Origin of the sequence: Streptomyces sp. DT190, assembly GCF_049846985.1 — a bacterium.
Lineage (GTDB): Bacteria > Actinomycetota > Actinomycetes > Streptomycetales > Streptomycetaceae > Streptomyces.
In genome coordinates this window covers 118,009-142,121 of the sequence record NZ_JBNCNM010000017.1, presented here as the reverse complement: position 1 = coordinate 142,121, position 24,113 = coordinate 118,009, and the positions used below count along the sequence as shown (strand labels likewise).

The 24,113-nt window shown below is 70.1% G+C and carries 26 protein-coding genes and 1 pseudogene; 9 read left to right on the top strand and 18 right to left on the bottom strand.

Annotated features, from left to right (window positions below; all coding sequences use genetic code 11):
- Nucleotides 1–12 precede the first annotated feature (12 nt).
- The 7 genes from ccsB to hemL form a co-directional block, all read right to left on the bottom strand.
- Nucleotides 13–1,092 carry a c-type cytochrome biogenesis protein CcsB gene (gene ccsB, locus ACPXCS_RS27155; protein ID WP_425950131.1) on the bottom strand — a complete coding sequence of 360 codons (1,080 nt, stop codon included), beginning with the start codon at nucleotides 1,090–1,092 and terminating at the stop codon, nucleotides 13–15.
- Nucleotides 1,089–2,819 carry a cytochrome c biogenesis protein ResB gene (gene resB / locus ACPXCS_RS27150; protein WP_425950130.1) on the bottom strand — a complete coding sequence of 577 codons (1,731 nt, stop codon included), beginning with the start codon at nucleotides 2,817–2,819 and terminating at the stop codon, nucleotides 1,089–1,091. Before resB ends, ccsB begins: the two co-directional genes overlap by 4 nt.
- A gap of 3 nt (nucleotides 2,820–2,822) precedes the next feature.
- Entirely contained in the window at nucleotides 2,823–3,596 is a 774-nt protein-coding gene (locus tag ACPXCS_RS27145; protein ID WP_425950128.1) for a cytochrome c biogenesis CcdA family protein, read from the bottom strand.
- Between the two features lies 1 nt (nucleotide 3,597).
- Nucleotides 3,598–4,221, bottom strand: coding sequence for a TlpA family protein disulfide reductase (locus ACPXCS_RS27140; protein WP_425950126.1), 624 nt, complete (start codon nucleotides 4,219–4,221; stop codon nucleotides 3,598–3,600).
- Between the two features lie 66 nt (nucleotides 4,222–4,287).
- Nucleotides 4,288–5,580, bottom strand: a complete 1,293-nt coding sequence (locus tag ACPXCS_RS27135; RefSeq protein ID WP_425950124.1) for a hypothetical protein — start codon at nucleotides 5,578–5,580, stop codon at nucleotides 4,288–4,290.
- A 120-nt stretch (nucleotides 5,581–5,700) separates the two neighbouring features.
- The gene (locus tag ACPXCS_RS27130; RefSeq protein ID WP_425950123.1) at nucleotides 5,701–6,423 is read right to left on the bottom strand and encodes a histidine phosphatase family protein; all 723 of its coding nucleotides are present in this window, start codon (nucleotides 6,421–6,423) and stop codon (nucleotides 5,701–5,703) included.
- Nucleotides 6,420–7,736: a glutamate-1-semialdehyde 2,1-aminomutase gene (gene hemL, locus ACPXCS_RS27125; protein ID WP_425950121.1), complete on the bottom strand. Its 1,317-nt coding sequence runs from the start codon at nucleotides 7,734–7,736 to the stop codon at nucleotides 6,420–6,422. Before hemL ends, ACPXCS_RS27130 begins: the two co-directional genes overlap by 4 nt.
- Before the next feature lie 508 nt (nucleotides 7,737–8,244).
- On the opposite strand from hemL, the gene ACPXCS_RS27120 reads away from it, so the two are divergent.
- Nucleotides 8,245–8,682: a hypothetical protein gene (locus ACPXCS_RS27120; protein WP_003974483.1), complete on the top strand. Its 438-nt coding sequence runs from the start codon at nucleotides 8,245–8,247 to the stop codon at nucleotides 8,680–8,682.
- A 102-nt stretch (nucleotides 8,683–8,784) separates the two neighbouring features.
- Here the strand turns inward: ACPXCS_RS27120 and tgmC are convergent, their stop codons facing one another.
- From tgmC to ACPXCS_RS27100, 4 genes are all read right to left on the bottom strand, one after another.
- Entirely contained in the window at nucleotides 8,785–9,972 is a 1,188-nt protein-coding gene (gene tgmC / locus ACPXCS_RS27115) for an ATP-grasp peptide maturase system methyltransferase (RefSeq protein ID WP_425950120.1), read from the bottom strand.
- The gene (gene tgmB, locus ACPXCS_RS27110) at nucleotides 9,962–10,924 is read right to left on the bottom strand and encodes an ATP-grasp ribosomal peptide maturase (protein WP_425950118.1); all 963 of its coding nucleotides are present in this window, start codon (nucleotides 10,922–10,924) and stop codon (nucleotides 9,962–9,964) included. Before tgmB ends, tgmC begins: the two co-directional genes overlap by 11 nt.
- A gap of 5 nt (nucleotides 10,925–10,929) precedes the next feature.
- Nucleotides 10,930–11,232 carry a putative ATP-grasp-modified RiPP gene (gene tgmA, locus ACPXCS_RS27105; RefSeq protein ID WP_425950117.1) on the bottom strand — a complete coding sequence of 101 codons (303 nt, stop codon included), beginning with the start codon at nucleotides 11,230–11,232 and terminating at the stop codon, nucleotides 10,930–10,932.
- Nucleotides 11,233–11,376: 144 nt separating this feature from the next.
- Nucleotides 11,377–11,793, bottom strand: a complete 417-nt coding sequence (locus tag ACPXCS_RS27100) for an ATP-binding protein (RefSeq protein ID WP_425950208.1) — start codon at nucleotides 11,791–11,793, stop codon at nucleotides 11,377–11,379.
- 253 nt (nucleotides 11,794–12,046) lie between these two features.
- Here ACPXCS_RS27100 and ACPXCS_RS27095 point away from each other — a divergent pair, with 253 nt between their 5' ends.
- Nucleotides 12,047–13,300 carry a helix-turn-helix domain-containing protein gene (locus ACPXCS_RS27095; protein ID WP_425950115.1) on the top strand — a complete coding sequence of 418 codons (1,254 nt, stop codon included), beginning with the start codon at nucleotides 12,047–12,049 and terminating at the stop codon, nucleotides 13,298–13,300.
- Entirely contained in the window at nucleotides 13,285–13,815 is a 531-nt protein-coding gene (locus ACPXCS_RS27090; RefSeq protein WP_425950113.1) for a GNAT family N-acetyltransferase, read from the top strand. Before ACPXCS_RS27095 ends, ACPXCS_RS27090 begins: the two co-directional genes overlap by 16 nt.
- A 7-nt stretch (nucleotides 13,816–13,822) precedes the next feature.
- On the opposite strand, the pseudogene ACPXCS_RS27085 reads toward ACPXCS_RS27090, so the two are convergent.
- Nucleotides 13,823–13,957 (bottom strand): annotated as a pseudogene (locus tag ACPXCS_RS27085) (hypothetical protein); the annotation flags it as partial.
- 389 nt (nucleotides 13,958–14,346) lie between these two features.
- Nucleotides 14,347–14,670 (bottom strand): helix-turn-helix domain-containing protein, encoded by a 324-nt coding sequence (locus ACPXCS_RS27080; RefSeq protein WP_425950111.1) that lies wholly within the window; start codon nucleotides 14,668–14,670, stop codon nucleotides 14,347–14,349.
- Between the two features lie 127 nt (nucleotides 14,671–14,797).
- Here ACPXCS_RS27080 and ACPXCS_RS27075 point away from each other — a divergent pair, with 127 nt between their 5' ends.
- Nucleotides 14,798–15,691, top strand: a complete 894-nt coding sequence (locus ACPXCS_RS27075) for a phosphorothioated DNA-binding restriction endonuclease (RefSeq protein WP_425950109.1) — start codon at nucleotides 14,798–14,800, stop codon at nucleotides 15,689–15,691.
- Nucleotides 15,692–15,762: 71 nt separating this feature from the next.
- Nucleotides 15,763–17,253 carry an FG-GAP-like repeat-containing protein gene (locus ACPXCS_RS27070; protein ID WP_425950107.1) on the top strand — a complete coding sequence of 497 codons (1,491 nt, stop codon included), beginning with the start codon at nucleotides 15,763–15,765 and terminating at the stop codon, nucleotides 17,251–17,253.
- Here ACPXCS_RS27070 and ACPXCS_RS27065 read toward each other — a convergent pair.
- Nucleotides 17,228–17,974, bottom strand: coding sequence for a MerR family transcriptional regulator (locus ACPXCS_RS27065; RefSeq protein ID WP_425950105.1), 747 nt, complete (start codon nucleotides 17,972–17,974; stop codon nucleotides 17,228–17,230). The genes ACPXCS_RS27070 and ACPXCS_RS27065 overlap by 26 nt on opposite strands.
- A gap of 81 nt (nucleotides 17,975–18,055) precedes the next feature.
- Between ACPXCS_RS27065 and uvrA the strand changes: the two genes are divergently transcribed.
- Both uvrA and ACPXCS_RS27055 read left to right on the top strand, forming a co-directional pair.
- The gene (gene uvrA, locus ACPXCS_RS27060; protein ID WP_425950103.1) at nucleotides 18,056–20,503 is read left to right on the top strand and encodes an excinuclease ABC subunit UvrA; all 2,448 of its coding nucleotides are present in this window, start codon (nucleotides 18,056–18,058) and stop codon (nucleotides 20,501–20,503) included.
- 87 nt (nucleotides 20,504–20,590) lie between these two features.
- Entirely contained in the window at nucleotides 20,591–20,989 is a 399-nt protein-coding gene (locus ACPXCS_RS27055) for a DUF6281 family protein (RefSeq protein ID WP_425950102.1), read from the top strand.
- Nucleotides 20,990–21,004: 15 nt separating this feature from the next.
- On the opposite strand, the gene ACPXCS_RS27050 is transcribed toward ACPXCS_RS27055, so the two are convergent.
- Nucleotides 21,005–21,613 (bottom strand): hypothetical protein, encoded by a 609-nt coding sequence (locus ACPXCS_RS27050; RefSeq protein ID WP_425950100.1) that lies wholly within the window; start codon nucleotides 21,611–21,613, stop codon nucleotides 21,005–21,007.
- Between the two features lie 153 nt (nucleotides 21,614–21,766).
- Here ACPXCS_RS27050 and ACPXCS_RS27045 point away from each other — a divergent pair, with 153 nt between their 5' ends.
- Together ACPXCS_RS27045 and ACPXCS_RS27040 are read left to right on the top strand one after the other, a co-directional pair.
- Complete coding sequence (locus tag ACPXCS_RS27045) at nucleotides 21,767–22,669, top strand: helix-turn-helix domain-containing protein (protein ID WP_425950098.1); 903 nt, start codon at nucleotides 21,767–21,769, stop codon at nucleotides 22,667–22,669.
- Nucleotides 22,617–22,730 carry a DUF397 domain-containing protein gene (locus tag ACPXCS_RS27040; RefSeq protein ID WP_311688065.1) on the top strand — a complete coding sequence of 38 codons (114 nt, stop codon included), beginning with the start codon at nucleotides 22,617–22,619 and terminating at the stop codon, nucleotides 22,728–22,730. Before ACPXCS_RS27045 ends, ACPXCS_RS27040 begins: the two co-directional genes overlap by 53 nt.
- 1 nt (nucleotide 22,731) lies before the next feature.
- Here the strand turns inward: ACPXCS_RS27040 and ACPXCS_RS27035 are convergent, their stop codons facing one another.
- From ACPXCS_RS27035 to ACPXCS_RS27025, 3 genes are all read right to left on the bottom strand, one after another.
- On the bottom strand, nucleotides 22,732–23,076 hold the full coding sequence (locus ACPXCS_RS27035; RefSeq protein ID WP_425950096.1) for a hypothetical protein: 345 nt from the start codon (nucleotides 23,074–23,076) through the stop codon (nucleotides 22,732–22,734).
- Nucleotides 23,073–23,678 (bottom strand): DUF6232 family protein, encoded by a 606-nt coding sequence (locus tag ACPXCS_RS27030; RefSeq protein ID WP_425950094.1) that lies wholly within the window; start codon nucleotides 23,676–23,678, stop codon nucleotides 23,073–23,075. The genes ACPXCS_RS27035 and ACPXCS_RS27030 overlap by 4 nt, the downstream gene beginning before the upstream one ends.
- Nucleotides 23,679–23,783: 105 nt before the next feature.
- Nucleotides 23,784–24,107, bottom strand: a complete 324-nt coding sequence (locus ACPXCS_RS27025) for a PLD nuclease N-terminal domain-containing protein (RefSeq protein WP_425950092.1) — start codon at nucleotides 24,105–24,107, stop codon at nucleotides 23,784–23,786.
- Nucleotides 24,108–24,113 lie beyond the last annotated feature (6 nt).

Below are 24,113 nucleotides of genomic sequence, written 5' to 3'. Positions count from 1 at the left end.
GGAAGCCCCGGGCTACACGCCCGCGTACGAGTGCAGGCCGGAGACGAACATGTTCACGCCGTAGTAGTTGAACAGCCAGCAGGCGAAGGCGAGCAGGGCCAGGTAGGCGGCCTTGCGCCCCTTCCAGCCGGCCGTGGCGCGGGCGTGCAGGTAGCCCGCGTAGGCGACCCAGGTGATGAAGGACCAGGTCTCCTTGGGGTCCCAGCCCCAGTAGCGGCCCCAGGCGTCGCCCGCCCAGATCGCGCCCGCGATGATCGTGAACGTCCACAGCGGGAAGACGGCGGCGTTGACGCGGTAGGAGAACTTGTCGAGGGACGCGGCGGAGGGCAGCCGCTCCAGGACCGAGGTCGCGAAGGTGCCGGGACGGCCGCCGCTCGCGAGCTTGTTCTCGTAGGAGTCCTTGAACAGGTACAGGATCGTGCCGACCGCGCCCACGTAGAAGACCGCGCCGCAGAAGATCGCGGTGGAGACGTGGATGTACAGCCAGTACGAGTGCAGCGCCGGGACCAGCTGGTCGCTCTCCGTGTACAGGACGGTGACCGCGAGGCCCAGGTCGAGCAGGACGGTGGTGGTCAGGAACAGGCCGAGCCAGCGGATGTTCTTCTTCAGCGCCAGCAGCCCGAGGTACACGCCGACGGCGACCGTGGAGAAGGTGATGTTGAACTCGTACATGTTGCCCCACGGCGCCCGCTCCACCGAGGCCGCGCGGGCGATGACGCCGCCCAGCTCCAGCAGGAACGCGAGCACGGTGAGGGAGATGGCGATGCGGCCGTACAGGTCGCCCTGCGCGTCACCGCCGTGCGCTCCCGGGCCGTCCGGCACGTCCCGCTGGCCGGCCGTGGCCCGCACGGTGACCTTCGGCCGCTCCAGCACGGCGGTGCCGCCCGCCTGGTTGACGGTGACGGCGGGCGCCTTCTTCGCCTCGGACTTCGCCGTGAGCGCGGCCGCCGTGCGGGCGACCTTGCTGCGGCTGCCGAAGAGCCATTCGGCGATGTACGCGAAGAAGGCCAGGGTGTAGACGGCCATCGCGGAGTAGATCAGCGTATTGCTGAGGTTGGCCAGGTTCTCGTTGGTCGCGGCGGCGAGCGTCACTGCTTCTCAGCCCCTTCGGCGGGTACGGGGGTCGTGGTGCCCGGCTCCTGGGCGGGGTCGGGGGAATCTGCGGGGTCGGGCGCGGCCGGCGCCTGGTCGTACAGGATCCCGGCGAGGTCCCCCAGCTCCTCGGGGACCTTCGCGGACTCGCTGCGGCCGAGGCCGGCCATCTCGACGACGGTGACACCGTCGGCGCCCCGGACCGCCCGGACCCAGACGCGGCGGCGCTGGATGAACAGCGAGCCGGCCAGGCCGAAGATCGCGGCGACGGCGCCGCCCAGGGCCCAGCCGCTGGCGGGCTGCTGGGTGATCTGGAACTGCGCCCACTCCTTGATGTCCTTCTCGAAGGTGATCGAGCCGGCGCCGTCGGGCAGCTGCATGGTCTGGCCGGGCTTGAGCAGCTTCTTCAGCAGCTTGCCCTCGGAGTTCTTGAACTCCTTCATGTTCTTCTTGTCGAGCTGGTACACGCTCTGCGGCAGGCCCGAGTCGACGCCCAGGTCGCCGTGGTACGCGTTCAGCGCGAGCACCGGGCTCATCAGCGCCGGGAACTGGGAGACCATCGCGCCGCCGTTGTAGGTGGGCACGAAGAACGCCTGGAAGCCCAGCTGCTCCTTCTCGCCCTTGGCGTTGCGGTAGCCGTCCATGACCTTGACGGCGCCGGAGGAGGTCGCGAAGCCGTCGAGCGGCAGCAGCGGCACGGCGTCGCGGTAGACGACCTCGCCCTTGCCGTCGCGGACGGTGACGACCGGGGCGTAGCCGTGGGCGGCGAGGTAGACCTTGGTGTCGCCGATGGTGAGCGGCTCGTTGACCTTGATGGTCTTGTGCCGGTCCTTGCCGTAGGCGCCCTCGCTGTAGTCGACGGTCGCCTGGTAGGTGCGCGGGGTGCCCCGGTTGGGGCCGCTCATCTCGTAGGTGCCCTCGAAGTCCTTCAGGCGGAAGCTGAAGGGGTTCAGATCGTCCTGCGTGAAGAGGTTGCCGGACTTGAAGTCGTCGTATTGCGTGAGGGTGTTGGAGAAGCCGTCGCCCTCGACGACCAGCTTGAAGCCCTCCGCCTTGAACAGCTGGCCCCAGGCGAAGGCGATCAGCATCACGATCAGGGCGAGGTGGAAGACGAGGTTGCCGACCTCGCGCAGATAGCCCTTCTCGGCGGCGACCGCGTCCCCGGCGAGGTGCGCCCGGAAGCGGCGCTTCTTCAGCAGGGCGAGCGCGGCCTCGCGGACCTGCTCCGGCTCGGCCGTGGTGCGCCACGTGGTGTGGGCGGGCAGCCGGGTCAGCCGCCTGGGCGCGCCCGGCGGGCGGCCGCGCAGCTGGCCGACGAACTGCCAGGTGCGGGGCACGATGCAGCCGATGAGCGAGACGAACAGCAGGATGTAGATCGCGGAGAACCACACCGAGCTGTAGACGTGGAACAGCCCGAGCTTGTCGTAGACGTCACCGAGGGTGGGGTTGTTCTTGCGGAACTCGGCGACCTTGGTGGCGTCGATGCCGGTCTGCGGGATCAGCGAGCCGGGGATCGCGCCCAGCGACAGCAGCAACAGCAGCAGCAGCGCGACCCGCATGGAGGTGAGCTGCCGCCAGAACCAGCGGGCCCAGCCGACGACGCCCAGGGAGGGCAGGTGGGGCGCCTCCTCCTTGGGGGCGGTGGACAGCTGGGCTCCGGCGTCGCCGAGGTCGCGGTCCTCGGGGCGGCCGGCGGGGGCCGGGCCGGTGGTGCTGGTCTTGCTCATCGATCAGATCCCCACAGTGAAGCCGTTGGACCAGGACTGCATGTCCTGCACGATGACGTCCCAGGCACCGGTCAGCAGCAGCAGACCGGTGATGATCATCATGCTGCCGCCGATGCGCATCACCCAGACGTAGTGGCGCTTGACCCAGCCGAAGGCGCCCAGCGCCTTGCGGAAGGCGACCGCGGCGAGCACGAACGGCACCCCGAGGCCGAGGCAGTACGCCACCGTCAGTATGGCGCCGCGGCCCGCGCTGCCCTGGTTGGAGGAGAGCGCCAGCACGGAGGCGAGGGTGGGGCCGATGCAGGGCGTCCAGCCGATGCCGAACAGCGCGCCCAGCAGCGGCGCCCCGACCAGGCCGGTCACCGGCCGCTTGTGGAAGCGGAACTCGCGCTGGGTCATCCAGGGCATCAGCCCCATGAAGAACACGCCCATGAGGATCATGAGCGCGCCCAGGACCTTGGAGAGCACGCCCCGGTTGGCCTGGAGCGTGTCGCCGAAGTAGCCGAAGAGCGCCCCGGAGGAGACGAACACGGCGGTGAAGCCGAGCACGAACAGGGAGGCGCCGGCGACCATCCGGCCGCGCCGGGCCTCGGCCAGGTCGGTGCCGGTGACGCCGGTCACGTAGGACAGGTAGCCGGGGACGAGCGGCAGGACGCAGGGGGAGAAGAAGGAGACGAGCCCGCCGAGCAGGGCGATCGGCAGGGCCGCCAGCAGGGCGCCGTTGAGCACCGTGCCGTTGTAGCCCGTCGCCGCGAGCGTGGTGACTGCGGAGGTCACGTCACTTCTCCGCGAGGACCGGGGCGATCATCTTGCGCAGCTTCTCCTCGCTCAGCGCCTGGAGCGAGCGGGCGGCGATCTTCCCCTCCCGGTCGAAGACGAGCGTGGAGGGAATGGCCTGCGGGTTGAGGGTGCCGCGCTCGAAGCGCAGCATCAGCTTGCCCGTCGGGTCGTACAGGCTCGGGTACGTCACCTTGTAGGTCTTCTCGAAGGCGAGGGCCGGGCCGGTGCTGGTGTCGCGGGTGTTGATGCCGACGAACTGGACGCCCTCGTCCTTCAGGTCCTCGGAGACCTTCTGGAAGCCGGGGGCCTCCGCGCGGCAGGGCGGGCACCAGGAGCCCCAGACGTTGAGGACGACGACCTTGCCCTGGTAGTCGTCGACGTCCAGCTGCTTGCCGTCGACGGTCTTGCCGGACAGGTCGGGGGCGTCGGCGCGCTCGCCCTTGTCGGCGGTGGCGATGCCGTCCTTGCCCAGGACGAAGTTGGTGTCACCGCCCCCGCCCGAGGTCCCGCCGGAGCTGCACGCGGACAGGGTCAGCGCCGCGGCCGCGGCACCGGCGGTGAGCAGGGCGGCGCGGCTGCGGGTGCGGTTCGAGCGCAGGGGGGCGTGGCTGGCGGCACTCATGTGAAAAGTTTCGCATGTCCGTTCCGGGGATCTCGCCCACCCCCCTTGCGGGCGGAAAACCGCATTTCAGGCGGCGTTCGAGGAGGGTGAACCCGATCCGGTGGGGGCCGCCTTCAGGAACTCCCGCCAGCCGCCCGCCGGCTGCTGCCCGACGTCGAGGGTGCGCAGCTTCGCCAGCACCTCGGGCCGCTGCGCGTCCATCCAGTCGACGTACTGCCGGAAAGAGACCAGACGCACATCGCCGCCCTTGTCCTTCTCGCGGGCGATGTGCTGGAAGGCCTCCTCGACGGCGTCCATGTAGATGCCGCCGTTCCACTGCTCGAAGTGGTTGCCGATGAAGAGGGGTGCCCGGTTCGTCTCGTATGCCCGCTTGAATCCCTGGATGTAGGCCTGGGCCGCCTGCTCGCGCCAGCCCGGGTAGTTGTGCGCGGGGGCCTTGGTGGAGTTCACGGACTGGTTGGCCAGCATGTTGTAGTCCATCGAGAGGACCTCGAAGCGGCGGCCGGGGAAAGGTATCTGCTGCAGGGACAGGTCCCATATGCCCTGGCGCTTGACGGGCCACACCTGGCGGCCGCCCGGGGAGGAGGCGTCGTAGCGCCAGCCCAGCGCGCGGGCGGTGGGCAGCAGGTTGTCCTGGCCGAGCAGGCAGGGCGTGCGGCCGCCGACGAGTTCCTTGTCGTAGTCGAACGGCAGCGCCGGCAGGTCCGTCCAGCCGGTGTTGGTGCGCCACTCCTTCACGAAGGACTTCGCCTGGTCGATCTCGCTGCGCCACTGGCGGGGCGTCCAGTGCTTGACCGAGCCGTGGGACTCGCCGCAGAAGTGGCCGTTGAAGTGCGTGCCGATCTCGTGGCCCTCCAGCCAGGCGCGGCGGACGTTCTTCAGGGTGTCCTTGATGTGCGCGTCGGTGAGGTAGCCGATGTCGGAGGCGCCGCGCGGGTTGTTCGGCGGGTCGTAGAGGCGCTTCTTCGACTCGGGCAGCAGGTACAGCCCGGACAGGAAGAAGGTCATGGCCGCGCCGTGCTCCTTCGCCAGGTCGAGGAAGCGCGGGAAGAGGCCGTTGCCGACCTCGCCGGCGCCGTCCCAGGAGAACACGACGAACTGCGGGGGCGCCTGGCCCGGCTGAAGCGGCTCGGGCTTCGCGGGCTGGTGGGGCTGCCTGCCGGTGTAGGCGGTGGAGCCGTCGCCGATGGGGCGGGCGGTGGGCTTGGGCTTCGGCCGGCCCTGCGCGCTGTCGCCGCCGGAACCGTCGGCGTGGCTCGCGTCGTCCGACCCCGTGAGACCGGCGCACCCGGCGAGCGAGACAGCGGCGGCGGCTCCCGCGCCGATCGACAGCATTCCCCTGCGGGAGTAAGGGCGCATGGCTTCCCCGTTCCGTCACGTCCTCTGGTGGTCACCCAGTCAGAGGGCGTGACGGACGGGAAGGTTCCTCCGAAATGCGCAGATTCCGTAACGGAGCGGTCGGAAGCGATCAGAAGCCGCTTATGCGCCGAACGCCTTGTCCTTGCCCTTCACCGGCTTCGCACCGGCGAGGAGGTGCGCCGGGACCAGGTCGCGGGCCGGCTCGCTGTAACCGACGGAGACGATCCGGTCGCCCCGGTAGGTGAAGGTCGTCAGCGAGGCCAGGGTGCACTGCCGCTTGCGCGGGTCGTGCCACAGCCGCCGCCGCTCGACGTACGAGCGCACGATCCAGATGGGCAGCTGGTGGCTGACCACCACCGCCTCGTGGCCGCGGGCCTTGTCCTTCGCCGCGCCCAGCGCGCTCATCATCCGCACGACCTGGTCCACGTACGGCTCGCCCCAGGACGGCCGGAACGGGTTGACCAGGTGCCGCCAGTTGCCCGGCCTGCGCAGCGCCCCGTCCCCGACGCCGAACGTCTTGCCCTGGAAGATGTTCTCGGCCTCCAGCAGCCGCTCGTCCGTGGCGAGGTCCAGCCCGTGCGCCTTGGCGATCGGCTCGGCCGTCTCCTGCGCGCGCTCCAGCGGCGAGGCGACGACGTACGTCACGTCCCGCGGGGCCAGGTGCTCGGCGACCCGGTCGGCCATGCGGCGGCCCAGCTCCGAGAGGTGGTAGCCGGGCAGCCGGCCGTAGAGGATGCCGTCCGGGTTGGCGACCTCGCCGTGCCGCATCAGGTGGACGACGGTGATGTCCTGGTCGCTCGTGCTGCTGCTCGTGTCGCTGCCGGGGTTCGTCGCGTCGCTCATGCCGTCGCCTCCGCCGCCGCGCGGGCCGCCGCCGGGAGGGCGTCGGCGATCTTCTGCAGCGCCCGCTCGTCGTGCGCGGTGGACACGAACCAGGACTCGAAGGAGGACGGCGGCAGGTAGACGCCGTGCGCGAGCATCGCGTGGAAGAACGCGGTGAAGCGGAACGACTCCTGCGCCTTGGCGTCCTCGTAGTCGCGCACGGGCCGGTCGGTGAAGAACACCGAGAACATGTTGGAGGCGGTCTGCAGCCGGTGCGCGACACCCTCCTTGGCCAGGGCCTCGGTGACGAGCCCCTGGATCTCCCGGGACACCGCGTCGACCTTGGCGTAGGCGGCGTCGTCGAGCAGCCGCAGCTGGGCGAGCCCGGCGGCGGTGGCGACGGGGTTCCCGGAGAGGGTGCCGGCCTGGTAGACGGGCCCGGCCGGGGCGAGGTGGGCCATCACGTCCGCGCGTCCGCCGAAGGCCGCCGCGGGGAAGCCGCCGCCCATCACCTTGCCGAAGGTCATCAGGTCCGGAACCACGCCGTCGATGCCGAACCAGCCGGCGCGGCTGGTGCGGAAGCCGGTCATGACCTCGTCGGAGATGTACAGGGCGCCGTTGTCGGAGCAGATGTCCTTCAGCCCCTGGTTGAACCCGTCGGCGGGCGGGACGACGCCCATGTTGCCCGGGGAGGCCTCGGTGATCACACAGGCGATCTCGCCGGGGTGGGCCCGGAAGGCCGCGCGCACGGCGTCGAGGTCGTTGTAGGGCAGGACGATGGTGTCGCCGGCCTGGGCGCCCGTGACACCCGGGGTGTCGGGCAGCGCGAAGGTGGCGACGCCGCTGCCGGCCGCGGCGAGCAGCGAGTCGACGTGCCCGTGGTAGCACCCGGCGAACTTGATCACCTTGGTGCGCTGTGTGAACCCGCGCGCGAGCCGGATGGCGGACATGGTCGCCTCGGTCCCGCTGGACACGAGCCGCACCTGCTCCAGCGGCGCCACGCGGGCGACCATCTCCTCGGCGAGCGCGACCTCGCCCTCGCCGGGCGTGCCGAAGGACGTGCCGCGGGCGACGGCGTCCTGCACGGCCGCGATCACCTCGGGGTGCGCGTGCCCGAGGATCATCGGACCCCAGGAGCACACCAGGTCCACGTACTCCCGCCCGTCGGCGTCCGTCAGGTACGGGCCCGTCCCGGACACCATGAACCGCGGGGTGCCGCCGACGGCCCGGAAGGCCCTGACCGGGGAGTTCACGCCGCCCGGCGTGACGGCGGCCGCGCGGTCGAACAGAGCCTGCGAGGCCGGTGCTTCATACGGATATGCCAGTTCGCTCATGACCTGCGACTTCTCCGACCTTCTCCGACGTAGTCGGGCTCCGGGTGCCAGTGACCTGTTCAGGGTAGGCCAGGGGGGCCGCGGGCGAGGGTGTGGGACAACCGGACCCCGGGGCCCCGGCGTCTGCGAGACTGGGACCCGATACACACAGCTCGAACGGCCCCGGCCTGGTCGGAGGCTGCGAAGATCCCTGCGGACAGATGTTTCGGCGCACGTTTCGGCGGGCGGCCGTGGGGGAGGTCACTGACACGATGATCGGGTTGCGCGGCGGGGGCGACGCGTTCTGGAAAAGCAGTCGGGTGGAGATATGCATCGCGGTGGCGGACTGGGCGAGGGGACTGATGACCTGGGTCCTCGACGTGCCCGGCGGGGAAGGCACCGGCGCGAAGCGGAGGACACGCAGGAAGCACCTCAGGCACAGGGGCGGCGGAGTGAACCGGAGCGCCTCGACGGACGTACTGAACGTCGAGTGGACGATCTTCGGGCCGGGAGCGGGAATGGTGGTCGGGTGGGGGTGACGTACAAGTACTTCGGCGCGCCCGACGGCGCCACCGCGGCCCGCGTCCCGATCTCGATGCGTCCCGAGGAACTCGGCGGCGACGAGCTCGGCATGAACGGCATGTTCACGAAGATCAAGCCGGAGACCATGGCCGCGATGGTCCTGACGGGCATCGAGGGCGTTCCCCTGCACAAGGTCCCGCCGCTGGAACTGGTCGTCCTGCACCCCGACTACGCGGTCGTCAAGCTCCCCATGACCGTCGTCGACCCCCTGCGCGGCATCGGCGAGGAGGCGGTCGGAGCGGCCGCCTTCATCTGGTCGACGGTCCCGGACCGGGGCGGCCCGCGGGACGCGTTCAACGTGTACCAACTGCTGCACGAATGGCAGGACTTCTCGCACCGGCTGCATGAGGCGGGGCATCAGCCGTACTGCTTGGTGTGGCCCTGAGCCGGGGTCTCACCGGGTGCGGGCGAGGTGCTCGGACCTCGCCCTTTTGATCAGCGGTTCTTCCCTGATCCTGATGGCGGTGCGCGTTGGCGTTCTGAGCTCTCAGGTGGGCAGCGCCCACTGCGGGCCGTGCGGGTTCCCGAGCCAGACGGTCTGCCGGTCGCGGGAGACGGTCACGCCGAAGGCCGCGGTGTTCGGTGAGCCGTACTCCTCCCAGGTGGCCACCGCCGACTCGATCGCGTCCCACAGGCGGCGGGGGCCACCCTGGCGGACTTGCCAGCCGCTGTCTGTGGGAGTGAGGGCTGCGAAGGAATCGGTAACGCTGTCCAGCAGGAACGTGCTGACCGCGCCGCCGTCGACCGCCATCGAGAAGAAGCGGGCGTCCGGCGCCGCGAGCTGCACCATGAACGCCGACCCGGAGCTGGTGAGAACCTCTGGCCCGCGTGCGGCTTTCCGTACCGTCCCGTCGTGGGGGCCCGGAATCATGCCGAGACTCTCCGGTGCGTCCTGCTGGCGGGCGATCATGAAGCTTGGGTCGTCCTCGCTGAACCAGCCGCTCGCGCTGTCACCGGTGACGATGAGCTTGACCAGGCCGAGGGAGCGCATCCAGCCGCGCAGGGTGGTGAGGATGACGCCGCCCGGGGGGACCTGCTCCAGCCAAGCAGGCGGGATGCTGCGGAAGCCGCACGTGGCGATCAGCCGGTCGTATGGGGCTCTGTCAGGGTGGCCGGCGCGGCCGTCCCCCACCAGCAGGTGGGGGGAATGACCGGACTCGGCAAGAGCGTGGCCGGCTCGTCGGGCCACGCCTTCGTCCGTCTCGATCGAGGTCACGCTCTCGCTACCGAGCCGGTGGCACATCAGTGCTGTCGAGTAACCGGTTCCGGTGCCGATCTCCAGCACATTCATGCCGTCCTGCACATCCAGGTCCTCGAGCATCCGCACGACGAGGCTCGGCAACGTCGACGACGAGGTCGGTGCCGCGTTACTGATCGGCTTCGGGTCGGCCCAGTCGATGTCCCGACCATCGAACTGAGTCATCCATGTCTCGTCGGTGTAGACGAGCCTGAGCCACTCTTCCCTGCCGACCGTCTCCGGTGTGACCGGTTCCCAGGTGGTGACGCCCGGGGCACGGCCCTCCCGGTAGAAGCGCGGGATGAACCTGTGCCGGGGCACGGCCTCCACAGCAGCCCGCCACTCAGGTGAGCGCAGCCGGCCGTCCTTCTCCAGTTGCCGGGCGAGTCGGCGCCGGAGATCGACCGCAGCCGTCTCGATATCGGTCTCATTGGCCACAGAGTCCCCCTTCCAGAAGATCGGCGAGTGCCGCAGTCATCGGCAGACCGGTCGGCGGCTCCATCCATGCCCACTGCCCGGAAGGATTGCACTCGATGAAGATCCACTCGCCGCGGTCCGTCAGAGCAAAGTCGAACGCCCCGAAGACGAGCCCGAAACGCTTCAGATAGGCACGCATCGACCACTCCGCCGCGGGTGACGCGGCAAGCGGCGTGTATGTGTGAGTGCCATAGTCCGTACGCCAGTCAAGGAGACCGGAGTCGATCCGCACGGCGAAGATCTGCTCGCCGATCACTGTCACCCTGATGTCGGCAACCTTGTCCACCCGTTTCTGGAAGAGGTGCATGGTGCCCGACACGGAGTCGTCGATCTCGTCGGTGATCACCTCGGTCACGGGGACGGTCTGGGCCTTGCCGTCGACCAGATAGAGCGGAACCGAGATCGGCTTGAAGATGACCGGACCGTGCGCCCTGATGAAGGCCCGTGCGTCGTCGGGAACGTTGGTGATCAACGTCGGCGGAAGCTTGAAGCCGGCCGCCGCCGCTACCGCGAGCCCGGCTGGTTTGTACTCGGCATCGCCGATGCGGTTGGGGTGGTTGACGTAGAGGCAGCCGGGCAGAGAGGTCAGAATGCCGCCCAGCCCGTAGCGCGCCTGGGCCACGGCGAACCGCTCGTCCTGCTTGTCGAGGTGGGGGAAGGCAAACCCGGAGGGCCGGCGGTAGTACACGGAACGCACCGCGCCCAGGTCGACACGTCGGCTCGGGGTCTGCATGCTTCCCCGCCAGCTGTCGGTGCCGCCGATGGCGGCCGAGCACGACAGGGTGGCGGGGAAGTCACCGGAGTCGAACCGCACGACCGGGACGTCCCGGTCGTGCAGCTCGGCGATCACGAGGTCCGCAGTCGGGTCGTCGAGGTTGGTGACGACCAGGACCGGACGATCGTCGTTCGTCACCAGAGTCACTGATCGGTGTCGTTCCCCGAGTCACTGTCCGGGGAGTCGCTGTTGCGGTCGCCCTGGCCCGTGGTGCCGGTCGCGGGATTCGTGCCGGAGGAAGTGCCATGGCCCGGGGACATGGTGGGCGCCCCGGAAGTGTCGAAGTACCGGGCGGTCTGCGTCTCCGGATCTAGCGTCACCGTCGCGTAGCCGGGGCCGTCGACGGGCGGGTACGGGGCGAGGCGACGGAGACCCCACGGGGCCACGGTCAGATGCCCCTGCGACAGCGGGCTGCCCGTGGGGAATCGATCCATGTGGTTGAACACGGTCTTCCTTCCTGTCGGATGTTCTGTTCTTCGACTGATTCGCTAGAAGGGGCACCGGGCCCTCCGCCGAGATCGGACCGGGATTCCGCAGCCCGTCCAGGATTCTGTCCTCCAAGGGCAGGAGTCGTAAGGAGATACGCGAGATCAGCATGCGGCCGGCACCCGCAGCTCTGCCCAGACGAGCTTGCCCCAACGATGCAGGTCATAGCCCCAACGCCAGCTCAGCGACTCGACCAGGAGCAGACCACGGCCGCCCTCGGAGTCACCTGCAGGACAGCCCGGTGACGGGGTGTCTCGGCAGTTGTCGGCAACGCCGATCCGAATCACTTCGGTCGTCTCGCGCCGAATCACCACACGGATCAAGCAACAGGCCGTGTGGCTGACGGCATTGCTGATCAGCTCCGAAACGATCAGAGTGCCCACCTCGGCCAACTCGCCTATGCCCCAGGTGCCCAGTGCCGAGGAGACGAGCAGACGTGCGCGGCGCGCGGATTCCGGCTCGCACGGCATCGTCTCGGTGTAGCCCGGAACACCAGTCGTGGTTGGCTTGGCGGCGGTCATGGTCACGGGGTCATCCCTCCGAGGCTGGGACGCCCGCCCCGCGAAGGGTGCGCAGGAGCGGGCTTTCCTCCACGCCATCGAGAGGCAGGAAGGGGAATCTCGCCCGCTCAACGGCTCGTACCGAGTCAACGACCCGCGGCCGACGACGAACAGGAAAAGTCGCGTCCCGCAGCACCTGCGCGAACCGGAAGACTTTACGTGCTGATGACCTCGGGTCTGGTTCGGCCCGTAACCACCGGGCTACGGTCGGTCCATGGGAGCGAACGCCATCCTCAAGAGCCGGATGGAGGAACTCGGGCTCACCCAGGAAGAATTAGCTGGTCGGATGAACGCTGCGCTGGCAGAGATCACTGGCAGGCCCGGTGACGTCTCCGACCGCACAATCCGCAATCTCCTCAATGGGACCTCCCGCCGCCCCATCGGGCGCACGTGCGCAGCCCTGGAGCGGGTATTCGGCTGTCCCGTCGAGGACTTAGGGTTCAGCGCACCACGCACCATGCAACACCCGCAGGAGGACCCCGTGCGGCGTCGCACTTTCCTCACCTCAGCGACTGGAAGCGCAGCTGCCGCAGTTCCCTTGGTGGCCCAACGCCGGACCGTCGGCATGTCGGACGTGGCCCGGGTCGCCGCCGGGATGAACGCCCTTGTCGAAGCCGACGATCGTCAGGGCGGACACACGGCACTGGAGAAGGCCGCCGCCCAGGGCCGCACCAGGGTGCTGGAACTACAGCAGCGAAACGCCGGCGAACGTGTCCGCCGAGCCCTGTACGCACTGGCCGCCGAGTACACCACCATCGCCGCCTGGTCCTGCATCGATGCTCGGAACCTCGACCAGGCCCAGGGCTACCTGAACGAATCAGCGGCGTACGCCGGCCTCTCCCAGGACGGTCCCACCGAAATGCGGGTGTGGGTCAACCTCTCGATGCTCGCCTATCAACGGCAGAACTGGCCCGAAGCGCTCGCAGCGGCCCAGGCTGCACAAGCTTCCTCAGCGGCTCGCCGAGACCCCTTCTTCGATTCGCTGGGCCGAGTCCGCGTCGCCCTCGCATACGCGGCTCTCGGCGACGGCCGTGCGGGCCTGCGTGCACTGGGATCAGCCCAGGACACCTTCACGAGGGTGGCCGACCGACGGCGTCCGCGCTGGACCGCCTTCTACGGGCAGGCCGAACTTGATCACCTCGCCGCAATCGTCCAGTTCAACAGCGGACGCCACGCTCATGCCGAAGCCATGGCGCACCGCGCCCTGGCCGGAATCCCGACCGCCTTCCGGCGCAACAAGGCCCTCGCGACCGCCCAACTCGCCCTCGCACAGCTCCACCAGGGAGAAGCCGAACAGGCCACGGCCTCAGCCACCGACGTCTTCACCATCATGGATGGTGACCCGTTGCCCGGCCGTATGCGCACACTCATGGGCGACTTCCACCGGGGCCTGTTCGTCATGGCTCCTTCCACTTCCTACGCAAGAGACTGGGCAGACCGCATGCGAACCGAATGGAGCCGAGCGTGACCGACCTGCGTCACTTTCAGCACGGGAACCTCCCCGAAGGCTTCCGGCAGATGCTCATCGACGTACATGCCGACGCCTACGCCGACCAGATGGACGACCCCTTCCACCAGCGCTTCGCCTGGTTCGTCGACCACTGGACCGGTATGGACGGCTTCTCCTGCGTGGTGGCGTACGACGAAGACGAACCTGTGGGCTTCGCCTACGGCGCCCCTCTCGCCCCGGGCCGCGAATGGTGGCGCTCCACCGGGTACGAGCCGAACAACGGCTACTCCTCCACCTACGCGGTGTCCGAAGTGATGGTGCGTCCGAGGTGGCGGAAGCAGGGAATCGCCGACCGCTTGCACGAGGTGCTACTCAAGGAACGTACGGAAGACCTCGCGGTGCTGCTGGTCGACGTCACACACCCCAAGGTCCAAGCACTCTACGAGACTTGGGGATACGCCACAGTCGGCTTGCAGCAACCGTTCGCCGACTCGCCGGTGTACGCGGTCATGGTCAAAGACCTTCGGGACTGAGTCGCCGTCAGCCAGTGGCAAGACGGCTGTCGAACCCCGCCCGCACAAGTCGCTCGTAAGCGTCATACACATCCGCTGGCACTTCCTGCTCGACGGCGAAGCCGCGCTTCGGATACTCGATCAACCGTTGCAGATCGCGCACCTGCCAAACAGCTCAAGGCATCTCGTGGACACTGCCCGCCTGGGATCACTGCCCGCATCAAGGCCCACTAGGCACGAAGCCTGACACGAGTGCCTTCCCAGGCACTGCCCCGAGGGCCCATCCAGGGCATATGACTTGGGAAACGGCGTTGACCCGTGAGAGCTGCCAAGAAGAGTTCCCGCAGGTCAACGCACGTCTCACCGGGAAACAAGGTCACAACCCCGCTCCTCCCGCTCGCTGCACGAATGGCAGGACTTCAGCCACCGCGCCTGCAGGAGGCGGGGCGTCAGCCCTGTTGCCTGGTCTGGCCGTGAGCCGCGACCCCGGAGGGCACCTGCGGTCCTTCGTAAACACCCATCGGGTTACGGCAGGGTCCTCACACCGGTGACTCAGGCGGCGTGCGGGGTGAAGGTGACACGCGAGTCACCTTCGTCGATCGTCAAGTGCAGCGTGCCGTCCAGAGCCTTGGCCAAGCGTCGCAGCAGCGGGAGGGTCGGCACGGTGTCGCCGCCCTCCATCCGGGAGACCTGGGGCTGAGTCATCCCGGCCCGCTCCGCGAGTTCGGCCTGGGACAGGCCGAGCTCGATCCGGCGGTCGTAGACCGCCTGCCCGAGATCGCCGGCCAGCCGCGCGTCGACGTACTCCTGGTCGTACTCCACCGCCTCACCCGCGAGCTGCCGGGTCCGGCGCGTCCGCCATGTGCTGTGACTCATCAGCTCTCCAATCGACGGTATTTACCTTCGAATGCATACCGCAAGCTGCTGTGGGCCTCGGAGCGGTGCCACTAAGTGCACCAGGCATCATCACGCACCCGGCCGAAGCCCTTTACGATCAACCGCCATGGACTGGCTGGAACGCATGGCGGCCCTGCGGCAGTGGGCGAGGAACGGGGTTCGGGCTCCGCACAAGCCGTTGTTGCTGCTGTACGCCCTCGGCCGGTTCCAGGAGGACGCCGATGCCCCCTTGCCGTACACCGCGGTGGAGGGCGATCTGCAGCGTCTGCTGAGCGAGTACGGTCCGCCCCGCAAGACGACTCCCGCCTACCCGTTCCACCACCTCACCAGCGACGGTGTCTGGGAGGTGCGTACCGACCGCGGGCCCGGCAGCCCGGGCAGCGGGGTGCGTGACCTCCGTGAGTCGGGTGCCACCGGGCGGCTCATCCCGGAGTTGCAAGCGGCGCTGCGGCGCGAACCGGACCTGCTCGGCAGGATCGCCCGCCTGCTGCTCGACCTGCACTTCCCGCCCTCTCTGCACGGGGAACTGTGCGAAGCCGTCGGCCTGGACCTGGAGCCGGCCGAGGCCGAGCTGCTCGCTGCGGTGCGCAGGCGGCGGGATCCGCGGATGAGGGAACTCGTCCTGACCGCCTACGAATACCGGTGCGCCTTCTGCGGATACGACGGCAGGATCGGTGCGGTACCGGTCGGTCTCGAGGCCGCCCACGTGCGGTGGTGGGCGTTCGGCGGACCCGACCAGGTCGAGAACGGGCTGTGCCTGTGCTCGCTGCACCACAAGCTGTTCGACAAGGGCGTCCTCGGTGTGGGGGACGATCACCGCATCCTGGTCTCGCAGCGCTTCGTCGGTCACAGTGACGCCGCGCGGGAGCACGTCACAGCCCTCTCGGGCCGTCCGCTCGTCGGGCCGCAACCGGGCGTGAGCCCTGTGGCGGCCGAGCACCGCGACTGGCATACCCGGCAGGTCTTCCACGGCGAGCCACGCCCTGCGACGGTCGTCTGACCTTGGCCTTACAACCTTGTCCGTGCCTCGCGTGTCATGGGGTCGTCCGCTGTTCAGAACAAGGAGTCCCGTTGCGCAGAGCAGTCACGGCCGTCGCCGTGCTCACCGCTTCCGCCGCTGTCACCCTCACGCCGGTGGCCTCGTCCGCCGCCGCGCCCTACAAGGGGGCGAACACGGCCGCCGTACAGGACGACTTCAACGGCGACGGCTATCGCGATCTGGCCGTCGGGGCTCCGAATGCCACCAACGGCACGGTGCAGGCGGCCGGTTCGGTCGTCGTGCTGTACGGCTCCGCCTCCTCGGTGAGCACCACCCGCAGGACGGTCATCACCCAGTCGACCACCGGCGTCCCCGGCACCGCCGAGGAGTTCGACCACTTCGGGGCCACGGTGGCCAGTGCCGACCTGGACCGCGACGGCTACGCGGACCTGATCGTCGGCACCCCGGACGAGGACGTGGACGATGCCGAATCGCGGGGCTCCGTGACCGTGGTGTGGGGCGGGCCGAACGGGCTGAAGGGCGGCGCGAACATCTCCCCTCCGGCCGGCTATGACGAGTACACGTCCTCTTGCGGGTTCGGCTCGTCGCTCGCCGCCGGTGACATGGACGGTGACGGGGCCCCAGAGCTCGGTGTCGCCTCGGACCTCTGTGCCGTCGCCTCCTACAGCGGCCCCTTCAGCCGCACCGGGCAGGCCGCCGAGCGCTACCTGGAATGGCGGCAGAACGTCCGTGGTGCGGTCATGGGCGACGTGAACGGCGACGGCAGGGCCGAGCGCTTCTACCTGGCCGGTCCCGCCGACGACGACGTCCGTGGACCGGTGACCCTCGACACCGGAGCCCCCGACCCGCAGGACACGACCGTCAACCGGGGCATCGACCTGCCGTACGCCGACGGCTACGCCGGGCAGATCGGCGACGTCAACGGTGACGGATACGGCGACCTCGTCACCGGCGTTCCGTCCGACGACTCCGTCGCCAACGGACCCACCCCCGCCGCCCACCGCGGCGGCGAGATCCAGGTCCTCTACGGAAGTGCCCTGGGCATCACGGCCGAGCAGAAGCCGAAGGTCTTCCACCAGGACACCCCGGGCGTCCCCGGCACCGCCGAGTGGGGCGACCGGTTCGGCCGGTCCCTGAGCGTCGGTGACGCCGACGGCGACGGGTACGCCGACGTCCTGGTCGGTTCCCCCCAGGAGGCCGTCGGTTCGCTCGCCTCCGCGGGAACCGCCGTGCTGCTGCGCGGTTCGGCGGCCGGGCTGACCACGGCCAAGGCGGTCGGCTACACCCAGGACACGGCGGGCGTCCCGGGCGCCGCGGAGACCGGCGACGGCTTCGGCGGCGCCGTCCACCTCGCCGATCTCACCAAGGACGGCAGGGCCGAGACGGTCGTCGGCGCCCCCACCGAGAACTCCGACGGCTGTGTCTGGACCGCTCGCGGCTCGGCATCCGGCCCCGTCCTGAACGGCTCGGTCAACCTGTGCGGCAAGAGCGCCGGCATCACCGTGGGCGAGGTGAAGGGCTACTTCGGCGCCGCCTTCACGAGCCCTCACTGGGAGAGGTGACGCCCCCGGAGCCGGTCGGGCCGTTCAGGTAGGTGTGCAACGCCCCCGACCCCTCGATCATCGTCCGGCTTCGGGTCGTGAGGGTTTCGCAGCGGGTGGTGATCGCTGACCGGAGGGCCTCCGTGCTGCCCTCGCGGCGCAGGTCGTCCAGGATTGGTTTGATCTGGTCGAACAGGTAGTCGCTGCGGCGCAGGGTGTGCACCAGCCGGGCGTCGCGGACGTCGGCGGGCGCGTAGGTCCGGTACCCCGTGCCGCGCTCGCGGGCCGGGGTGAGCAGCCCGGCGCTCTCCCACACCCGGAGCGCGGACGTCCGTACGCCCAGCAGCGCGGCGACCTCGCCGATGCGCAGGCCGCCGGAGCGGGGGAGCGGGGCCGGGGGTTCCAGGGCGAGCAGTTCCAGGGCCTCGCTCGCCGCCCGCAGGGCCACCCGCTCCTCGTGCAGCGCTGCGTGCGCGGCGTCGACCAGGGCGAGCGCGCCCGGTACGTCACCGTCGTGGACCGCGCGCATGATCGCCGTCGCCGTCGGCGGGCCGTAGCCACGCATCAGGGCCCGGTACGCCAGCAGGGCGCGGCGGTGCGCGTCCCCGAAGACGCGGTAGCCGGACGCGGTGCGCGCCGCGGGAGGGAGCACCCCGGCGTCCTCGTAGTTGCGGATCTGCTGCGTCGAGACACCGGCCAGCCGGGCCAGGTCGACGGGGCGGAGGCGGCGGTCGTTCGTCATCGATTTGAAGGTTACGCCGAGAGTAGCGGTGCGTCCGGTCCGAAAGTCTCAACACCGCACTTCAATGGAAGACTTGAAGGAATGGACTCCTGCATTCATGTCACCGGTGCGCGTCTGAACAACCTCAAGAACGTCTCCCTGTCCCTGCCGAAGAACAAGCTGGTCGTCATGACCGGCCTGTCCGGCTCCGGCAAGTCCACCCTCGCCTTCGACACCCTCCACCAGGAGGGCCAGCGGCAGTACCTGGAGTCGCTGGGCATGGTCACCGGCTTCGTGAGCAAACCCGCCGTCGACTCGATCACCGGCCTGTCCCCGTCCATCAGCGTCGACCAGCACCACACCAACCGCAGCCCCCGCTCCACGGTCGGCACGGTCACGGAGGTCTTCACCTACCTGCGCCTGCTGTGGTCGCGCGTCGGGGTGCGGCCCTGCCCGGGCTGCGGGCAGGACATCCCGCCCGCCTACGCCGACGGCACCGAACCCGACGAGGACGCCGAACCCGAGCAGCGGCCCTGCCCGCACTGCGGCCACCTCGTGCCCGACCTCGTCATGGGCTCCTTCTCCTTCAACAAGCCCGCCGGCGCCTGCCCCGCCTGCACCGGCCTGGGCGAGGTGATCCGGCCCGACGTGCGGCGCCTGGTCGACGGCGCCGAGTCGGTCGCCGGGGGCGGAGTGCGGGGCTGGAACGCGAAGTTCACCGAGTGGAGCCTGCCCCAGCTGCGGGCCGCCGCCGGGCACTACGGCTTCACCTTCGACACGGACCGGCCGATCGACGAACTAAGCGAGCGGGAGAGGGACTTGCTGCTCCACGGCGTCGAAAGCGCCGAGTTCCGGCGGCACTTCCCCGGCGCCGAACCGCCGAAGACCGTGGCGGCCGGCCGGTTCGAGGGGATCGCGACGGCGCTGCTGCGCCGCTACACCGAACGCGCCGACGACCCCGAGTACCGCGAACGGGCCGAGCGGCAGGGCCTGGTGAAGCAGCCCTGCGCGGAGTGCGGCGGCACGCGGCTGCGTGCGGAGAGCCGGGCGGTGACCGTGCACGGCCTGAGCATCGTGGAGGCCGCGCAGCTCCCGCTGACCGACCTCGGCACCTGGCTCGCCGGGCTGCGCGAGCGGGCCGCCGGTGACGAGTGGCTGCTCGTCGAGCCGGTCGTCGCCGACCTGGAGGAGCGGGTGCGGCGCCTGGTGGACGTCGGCGTCGGCTACCTCACCCTGGGCCAGGCCACGCCCAGCCTCTCCGCCGGGGAGACGCAGCGGCTGCGCCTGGCCGCCCTGCTCGGCTCCGGCCTCACCGGCGTCCTCTACGTCCTGGACGAGCCGACCATCGGCCTGCACCCCTCGGACACCGCCCGCCTGGTCGACGTCCTGCGGCGCCTGCGCGACCTCGGCAACACGGTGCTGGTCATCGAGCACGACCTGGAGGTGCTGCGCGCCGCGGACCACGTGGTCGACGTCGGCCCGGGCGCGGGCCGGGACGGCGGCCGGATCGTCGCGGCGGGCACACCGCAGGAGGTCGCCCGGACCGAGGGCTCGGTGACCGGCGCGTACCTGTCGGGCCGGCTCCCCGCACCCCGCTCCCGCGCCCGAGGCGACGGCGACACGGCCCTGGTGGTCCGCGGGGCCCGGGCCCACAACCTCAAGGACCTCACCGTCCGGATCCCGCTGCGCCGCCTGGTGACGGTCACGGGCCCGTCCGGCTCCGGCAAGTCGACGCTGCTGCTGGACATCCTCGGCCGGGCCGCCCGACGGCACTTCGACCGGGCCGGCGAGCTGCCCGCCGAGCACGACGGCGTCGACGGCTGGGAGCACCTGTCCAAGGCCGTCCTCATCGACCAGGAGCCCATCAGCCGCCTCCCGCGCTCCAACGCGGCCACCTACTCGGACGTCTTCACCCCGATCCGCGAGGTCTTCGCCGCCCGCAGCCGCGGCGCCCTCACCGCCGGGCACTTCTCCTTCAACGTGCCCGGGGGCCGCTGCGAACGCTGCGAGGGCGCGGGCGTCCTCACCGTCCGCATGCACTTCCTGCCCGCGGTGCAGGTGCGCTGCCCCACCTGCAAGGGCCGTCGCTTCCGGCCGGAGGTGCTGTCGGTGCGCCACGAGGGCCACGACATCGCCGAGGTGCTCGCGGCGACCGTGGACGAGGCCCTGACCGTGTTCGCCGACGTCCCGGCGGTGGCGACCCGGCTGCGCCGCATGGCGGACGTCGGCCTCGGCTACCTCCCGCTCGGCCAGCCCGCCCCCACCCTCTCCGGCGGTGAGGCCCAGCGCCTGAAACTCGCGAAGGAACTGGGCCGGCGCACGACCGGCCGCGCCCTGTACCTCCTCGACGAACCGACGACGGGCCTGCACTCCGCCGACACCGCCCGCCTCCTCGACGTCCTCCAGCGCCTGGTCGACGCCGGGCACTCGGTCGTCACCATCGAGCACAACCTCGATGTCGTCCGGGCCTCCGACTGGCTGATCGACCTCGGTCCGGTGGGCGGGACGGGCGGCGGCCGGCTCGTGGCGCAGGGGCCGCCCGGAAACTGAACGCTTCCGGGCCCCCGCACGTCTTCGTCACGTGACCGTCGTACGGGAGCAGGGCTCCGGAGGAGGCGTACCGATGAAGGCGTACCGATGAAGGCGGGCCGGGGGACGTGGGCCCCGGCGCTGGTGGCCGTCGCCGCCGCCCTGAGCGCGGGCTGCGCGCCCTCGTCCCCGGACGACGTCGCGCGACCCGCGCCCTCCTGCGCCTACGTCGTCGAGTACGACGGCCGCACGTACCTCGGCGGGGAGGAGACCACCGTGCCCCTGGGACGGTCGCTCGGCCCCGCGACCCGCCCGGCCTGCGACGACACGCCCGGGGACGGCGACGACGGCGAGGGCCCGGTCCCGACGACCGCGTTCGCCGTACGGGGCGTGGACCCCGCCGTCGCGGTCGCGGTGGCCGAGGACACCGGCGCCTACCGCCTCGTCGTCGCGGAGTCCGTCGAGGACCTCCCGCCCGTGCTGCGGAAACCGACCGAGGGGCCCTGAGGCCCGGCCGGGGCCTCAGCCGCCCTGCCGCTCCAGCACCGCGTAGTCGGCGAAGCTGCGGCGGTAGCGCAGGTGCCGGGTCTCCTGGGTGTGCCTGCGCTGCCACTCCTCCACCTCGCCGGGCGCCGCGCACGGCCCCGAACTCGCCCCGCAGTCCGCGTCCTCGCCCGAGACGCAGTACGCCTGGTACTCGGGCAGGGCGGACGGGTCCTGCACGATCGTGTACGGCACGTACCGGAAGATCCGGCGCCCCGCCGACTCCCCGCCGTGCTCGGCGCGTTGATGCTGGCGGAGCAGGACGTTCGCGTCCGTCACGGCACTCGCGTCGAACGCCGCGCGGGCCCTGTCCCGCCGGACCGACAGCTCCTCGCACGCCGCGCACCCCCGCACCGGCAGCGGAGGCCGGTTCGGATCGGCCGACAACCCTTCCCGGGAACGGTCGTTGACCGCGCGCACGCCCGCGCTGAGCCGTTCGTCCGGGGTCGCCTCCCGGATCCGCGTCGCGTCCGCCTGCCACTCCCGGCCGCCGCCGACCGGGCGCAGCATCGCGTACGGGCCGGTTCTGTCCCGATACTCGCCGACCCTGTTCGTCTGCGGGTCGTAGACGAGCGTTCCCGGTTCCATTTCGCGCACCTCCGTAACTGTGTGTGTACCGAGCGTTGCGTACGGGAACGACCCGCTTCAACGCTTTGTGTGTGACACCGGTGCACTGTCACGGAGGGGGATGCCGTGAGCCGACGGAACGGCGGGGCGGAGTCGGGGGCGAGTACGGCGGCCGTGTTCGGCGAGGTGCTGCGGCACTTCAGGGAGGCGGCGCTGCTCACGCAGGAGGGTCTGGCACGGCAGATCCCGTGCGACCGCTCGCACGTGGCCCGCGTGGAGGCCGGTACGAGGGTGCCGCAGGAGTCCTTCGCCAAGGCGTGCGACGAACTTCTTTCCACGGGTGGGGTTTTGGCGCGGCTGTGGGCGAAGATCGACTGGTATCCGCAGGTGGAGCATCCCGACTGGTTCCGGCGACGGGCCGAGATGGATGAGGAGGCTGTCGCCCTTCGGGAGTACCAGGAGCGCGTCATGCCGGGCTTGTTGCAGACGGCGGACTACGCCCGGGCGTTGTTCTCCTTGCTCGTCAGCGGGGAGGAAGTGGAGGAGCGGGTACGGGCCCGACTGAGCCGTCAGCAGCGCTTCTTGACGGATGGAGGCCCGCTCTACATCGTCGTCCTCGACGAGAGCTGCCTGCGCAACATGATCGGCAGCTCCGCTGTGATGAGGGACCAGTGCGCCCATTTGCTGAGCGTCGGGAAGCGGCCCAACATCCGCATCCAGGTCGCACCGGCCGGCCGCCTCGGCCTGTTCCGCCCGAGTGGGTCCATGTCCCTCATCAAGCTGCCCGACGGGCACGATTGGGTCTACTCGGAATCGCTGGACCGTGGCCACTTCAACGACGATCCAGCCCTCTTCGCGAGACACAGCCACACCTATGATGTGCTCAGGGCGGACGCCCTGTCGGCTCCCGAGTCCGCCGCTCTGATCCACGAGACGATGGAGAGGTACGAGCATCATGGACCGGAACGAGCTCACCTGGGTCAAGAGCAGCTACAGCGACGCCAACGGGGGCAACTGCATCGAAATAGCCCCCGGCTACGACGAAACCGTTCCCGTCCGCGACAGCAAGAACCCTGACGGACCGGTCCTGGTCGTCGGCCGGTCCGCCTGGTCCGCGTTCCTGTCCGCCGTGCGCTGACCTACTGTCCGCCCAGCATCTGCAGGACCCGGTTCGCGGCCTCCGCGACCGGTTGCCCCACGGCCCCCACGGCCGCGGCGATCGCCGCGACGGCCATCAGCGCCCGGTGCCGCTCCTGCGGCGGCGCCGCGTCCGCGGCCAGCACCGGCAGGGACTCGTCGATGAGCTGCACACTGGGCTGGGGCAGCTGCTCGCGCAACTCGCGCACGCCCTGGAGCAGTTCCGCCAGGGCCAGCCGCAGCGCGGGATCCACGTCCCCGGTCGTGCCGTTCTTGACGATGCCCGTGTTGCCGCTGCCGCCGTGCATCGTGACGCTGTCGCCGTAGTGGTAGCTGTTGCCGCTCATGCCGCGATCCCCACGTTGCCGCTGCCGCCGTACATGTTGACGTTGTCGCCGAAGTGGTAGTTCGACGGTGAGTTGATCGTGAGGCGCTCCACCGTCACCTGGAACTCGGTGTCGGGGTTCTCCAGCGCGCCCGCCACGTAACCGACCAGCCGGTCGAGGTGCTGCGGGTCCCGGCTGGTGACCATCGCGGTGGACGGCCCGGCCGTCTCGACCGCGAGGACGTAGTGCGACTGGGCCGTGACGACGGAGAGCATCTCGACGAGGAAGTAGATCAGGGCCGCGATCGAGCAGATCCACACGAAGGTCAGCAGTCCGCCGGCGGCCGACTCGTCGGCGAGGTAGGTCAGGCCGCCGATGATCGACAGGCCGATCGCCACGGCGAGGGTGATCCCGGCGCGGGTCAGGAAGCGGAAGACGGCCTCCTTGCGCTTGGGGTGGAGGGTGAAGGTGTAGACCCGGGCGATGTTGCGCAGCGGGTAGGCCGCTGCGCCGACCCATAACAGGCGCTTGTGGACGCGGAGTTCGACGTCGGTCAGGGTCCGGGGCGGAGTGGCGGGCGGGGGCGGTACGTCCCACTGCCCCGGTGGCTGTCTCGTTTCCATGGTGTCCCCCTGAAGGCCGGTGAGCGCGAAGTGACCGCGGTCACTGTGGGAACACCATTGACGACCATGCGTGCCACGGGAGCAACCCGTTTCCCGCAGTCCGGGTCAGGACTCCTCGCGCCGGGGGTCGTCGTCCTTGTTCTTGTCGTCGTCGAGGGACTTCAGGAAGTCGGGGTTGTCGTCCGGCGCCACCCACTGCTGCCGGGAGCGCCCGCCCCCGCGGACGCCGGACCAGCCGTCGGCGGCCGGGCTGCGCTTCTTGCCGGCGATCAGCCAGGAGATCGAGCCGACGAGCGGGAACAGCAGCACGAGGATCGCCCACAGCGGCTTGGGCATGTGGCGGATGTCGTCGTCCTTGGTGCTGATGCAGTCGATGAACGCGTACACGCTCAGCGCCAGCGGCACGAGGAACATCAGTACCCGGAGCATGCGCGG

Coding starts and splice junctions, on each gene's coding strand:
- resB (WP_425950130.1), bottom strand. CDS start 2,819: ATGAGCAAGACCAGCACCACCGGCCCGGCCCCCGCCGGCCGCCCCGAG.
- ACPXCS_RS27140 (WP_425950126.1), bottom strand. CDS start 4,221: ATGAGTGCCGCCAGCCACGCCCCCCTGCGCTCGAACCGCACCCGCAGC.
- ACPXCS_RS27135 (WP_425950124.1), bottom strand. CDS start 5,580: ATGCGCCCTTACTCCCGCAGGGGAATGCTGTCGATCGGCGCGGGAGCC.
- ACPXCS_RS27130 (WP_425950123.1), bottom strand. CDS start 6,423: ATGAGCGACGCGACGAACCCCGGCAGCGACACGAGCAGCAGCACGAGC.
- hemL (WP_425950121.1), bottom strand. CDS start 7,736: ATGAGCGAACTGGCATATCCGTATGAAGCACCGGCCTCGCAGGCTCTG.
- ACPXCS_RS27100 (WP_425950208.1), bottom strand. CDS start 11,793: ATGACCGCCGCCAAGCCAACCACGACTGGTGTTCCGGGCTACACCGAG.
- ACPXCS_RS27095 (WP_425950115.1), top strand. CDS start 12,047: ATGGGAGCGAACGCCATCCTCAAGAGCCGGATGGAGGAACTCGGGCTC.
- ACPXCS_RS27090 (WP_425950113.1), top strand. CDS start 13,285: ATGGAGCCGAGCGTGACCGACCTGCGTCACTTTCAGCACGGGAACCTC.
- ACPXCS_RS27080 (WP_425950111.1), bottom strand. CDS start 14,670: ATGAGTCACAGCACATGGCGGACGCGCCGGACCCGGCAGCTCGCGGGT.
- ACPXCS_RS27075 (WP_425950109.1), top strand. CDS start 14,798: ATGGACTGGCTGGAACGCATGGCGGCCCTGCGGCAGTGGGCGAGGAAC.
- ACPXCS_RS27065 (WP_425950105.1), bottom strand. CDS start 17,974: ATGACGAACGACCGCCGCCTCCGCCCCGTCGACCTGGCCCGGCTGGCC.
- uvrA (WP_425950103.1), top strand. CDS start 18,056: ATGGACTCCTGCATTCATGTCACCGGTGCGCGTCTGAACAACCTCAAG.
- ACPXCS_RS27055 (WP_425950102.1), top strand. CDS start 20,591: ATGAAGGCGGGCCGGGGGACGTGGGCCCCGGCGCTGGTGGCCGTCGCC.
- ACPXCS_RS27050 (WP_425950100.1), bottom strand. CDS start 21,613: ATGGAACCGGGAACGCTCGTCTACGACCCGCAGACGAACAGGGTCGGC.
- ACPXCS_RS27035 (WP_425950096.1), bottom strand. CDS start 23,076: ATGAGCGGCAACAGCTACCACTACGGCGACAGCGTCACGATGCACGGC.
- ACPXCS_RS27030 (WP_425950094.1), bottom strand. CDS start 23,678: ATGGAAACGAGACAGCCACCGGGGCAGTGGGACGTACCGCCCCCGCCC.
- ACPXCS_RS27025 (WP_425950092.1), bottom strand. CDS start 24,107: ATGCTCCGGGTACTGATGTTCCTCGTGCCGCTGGCGCTGAGCGTGTAC.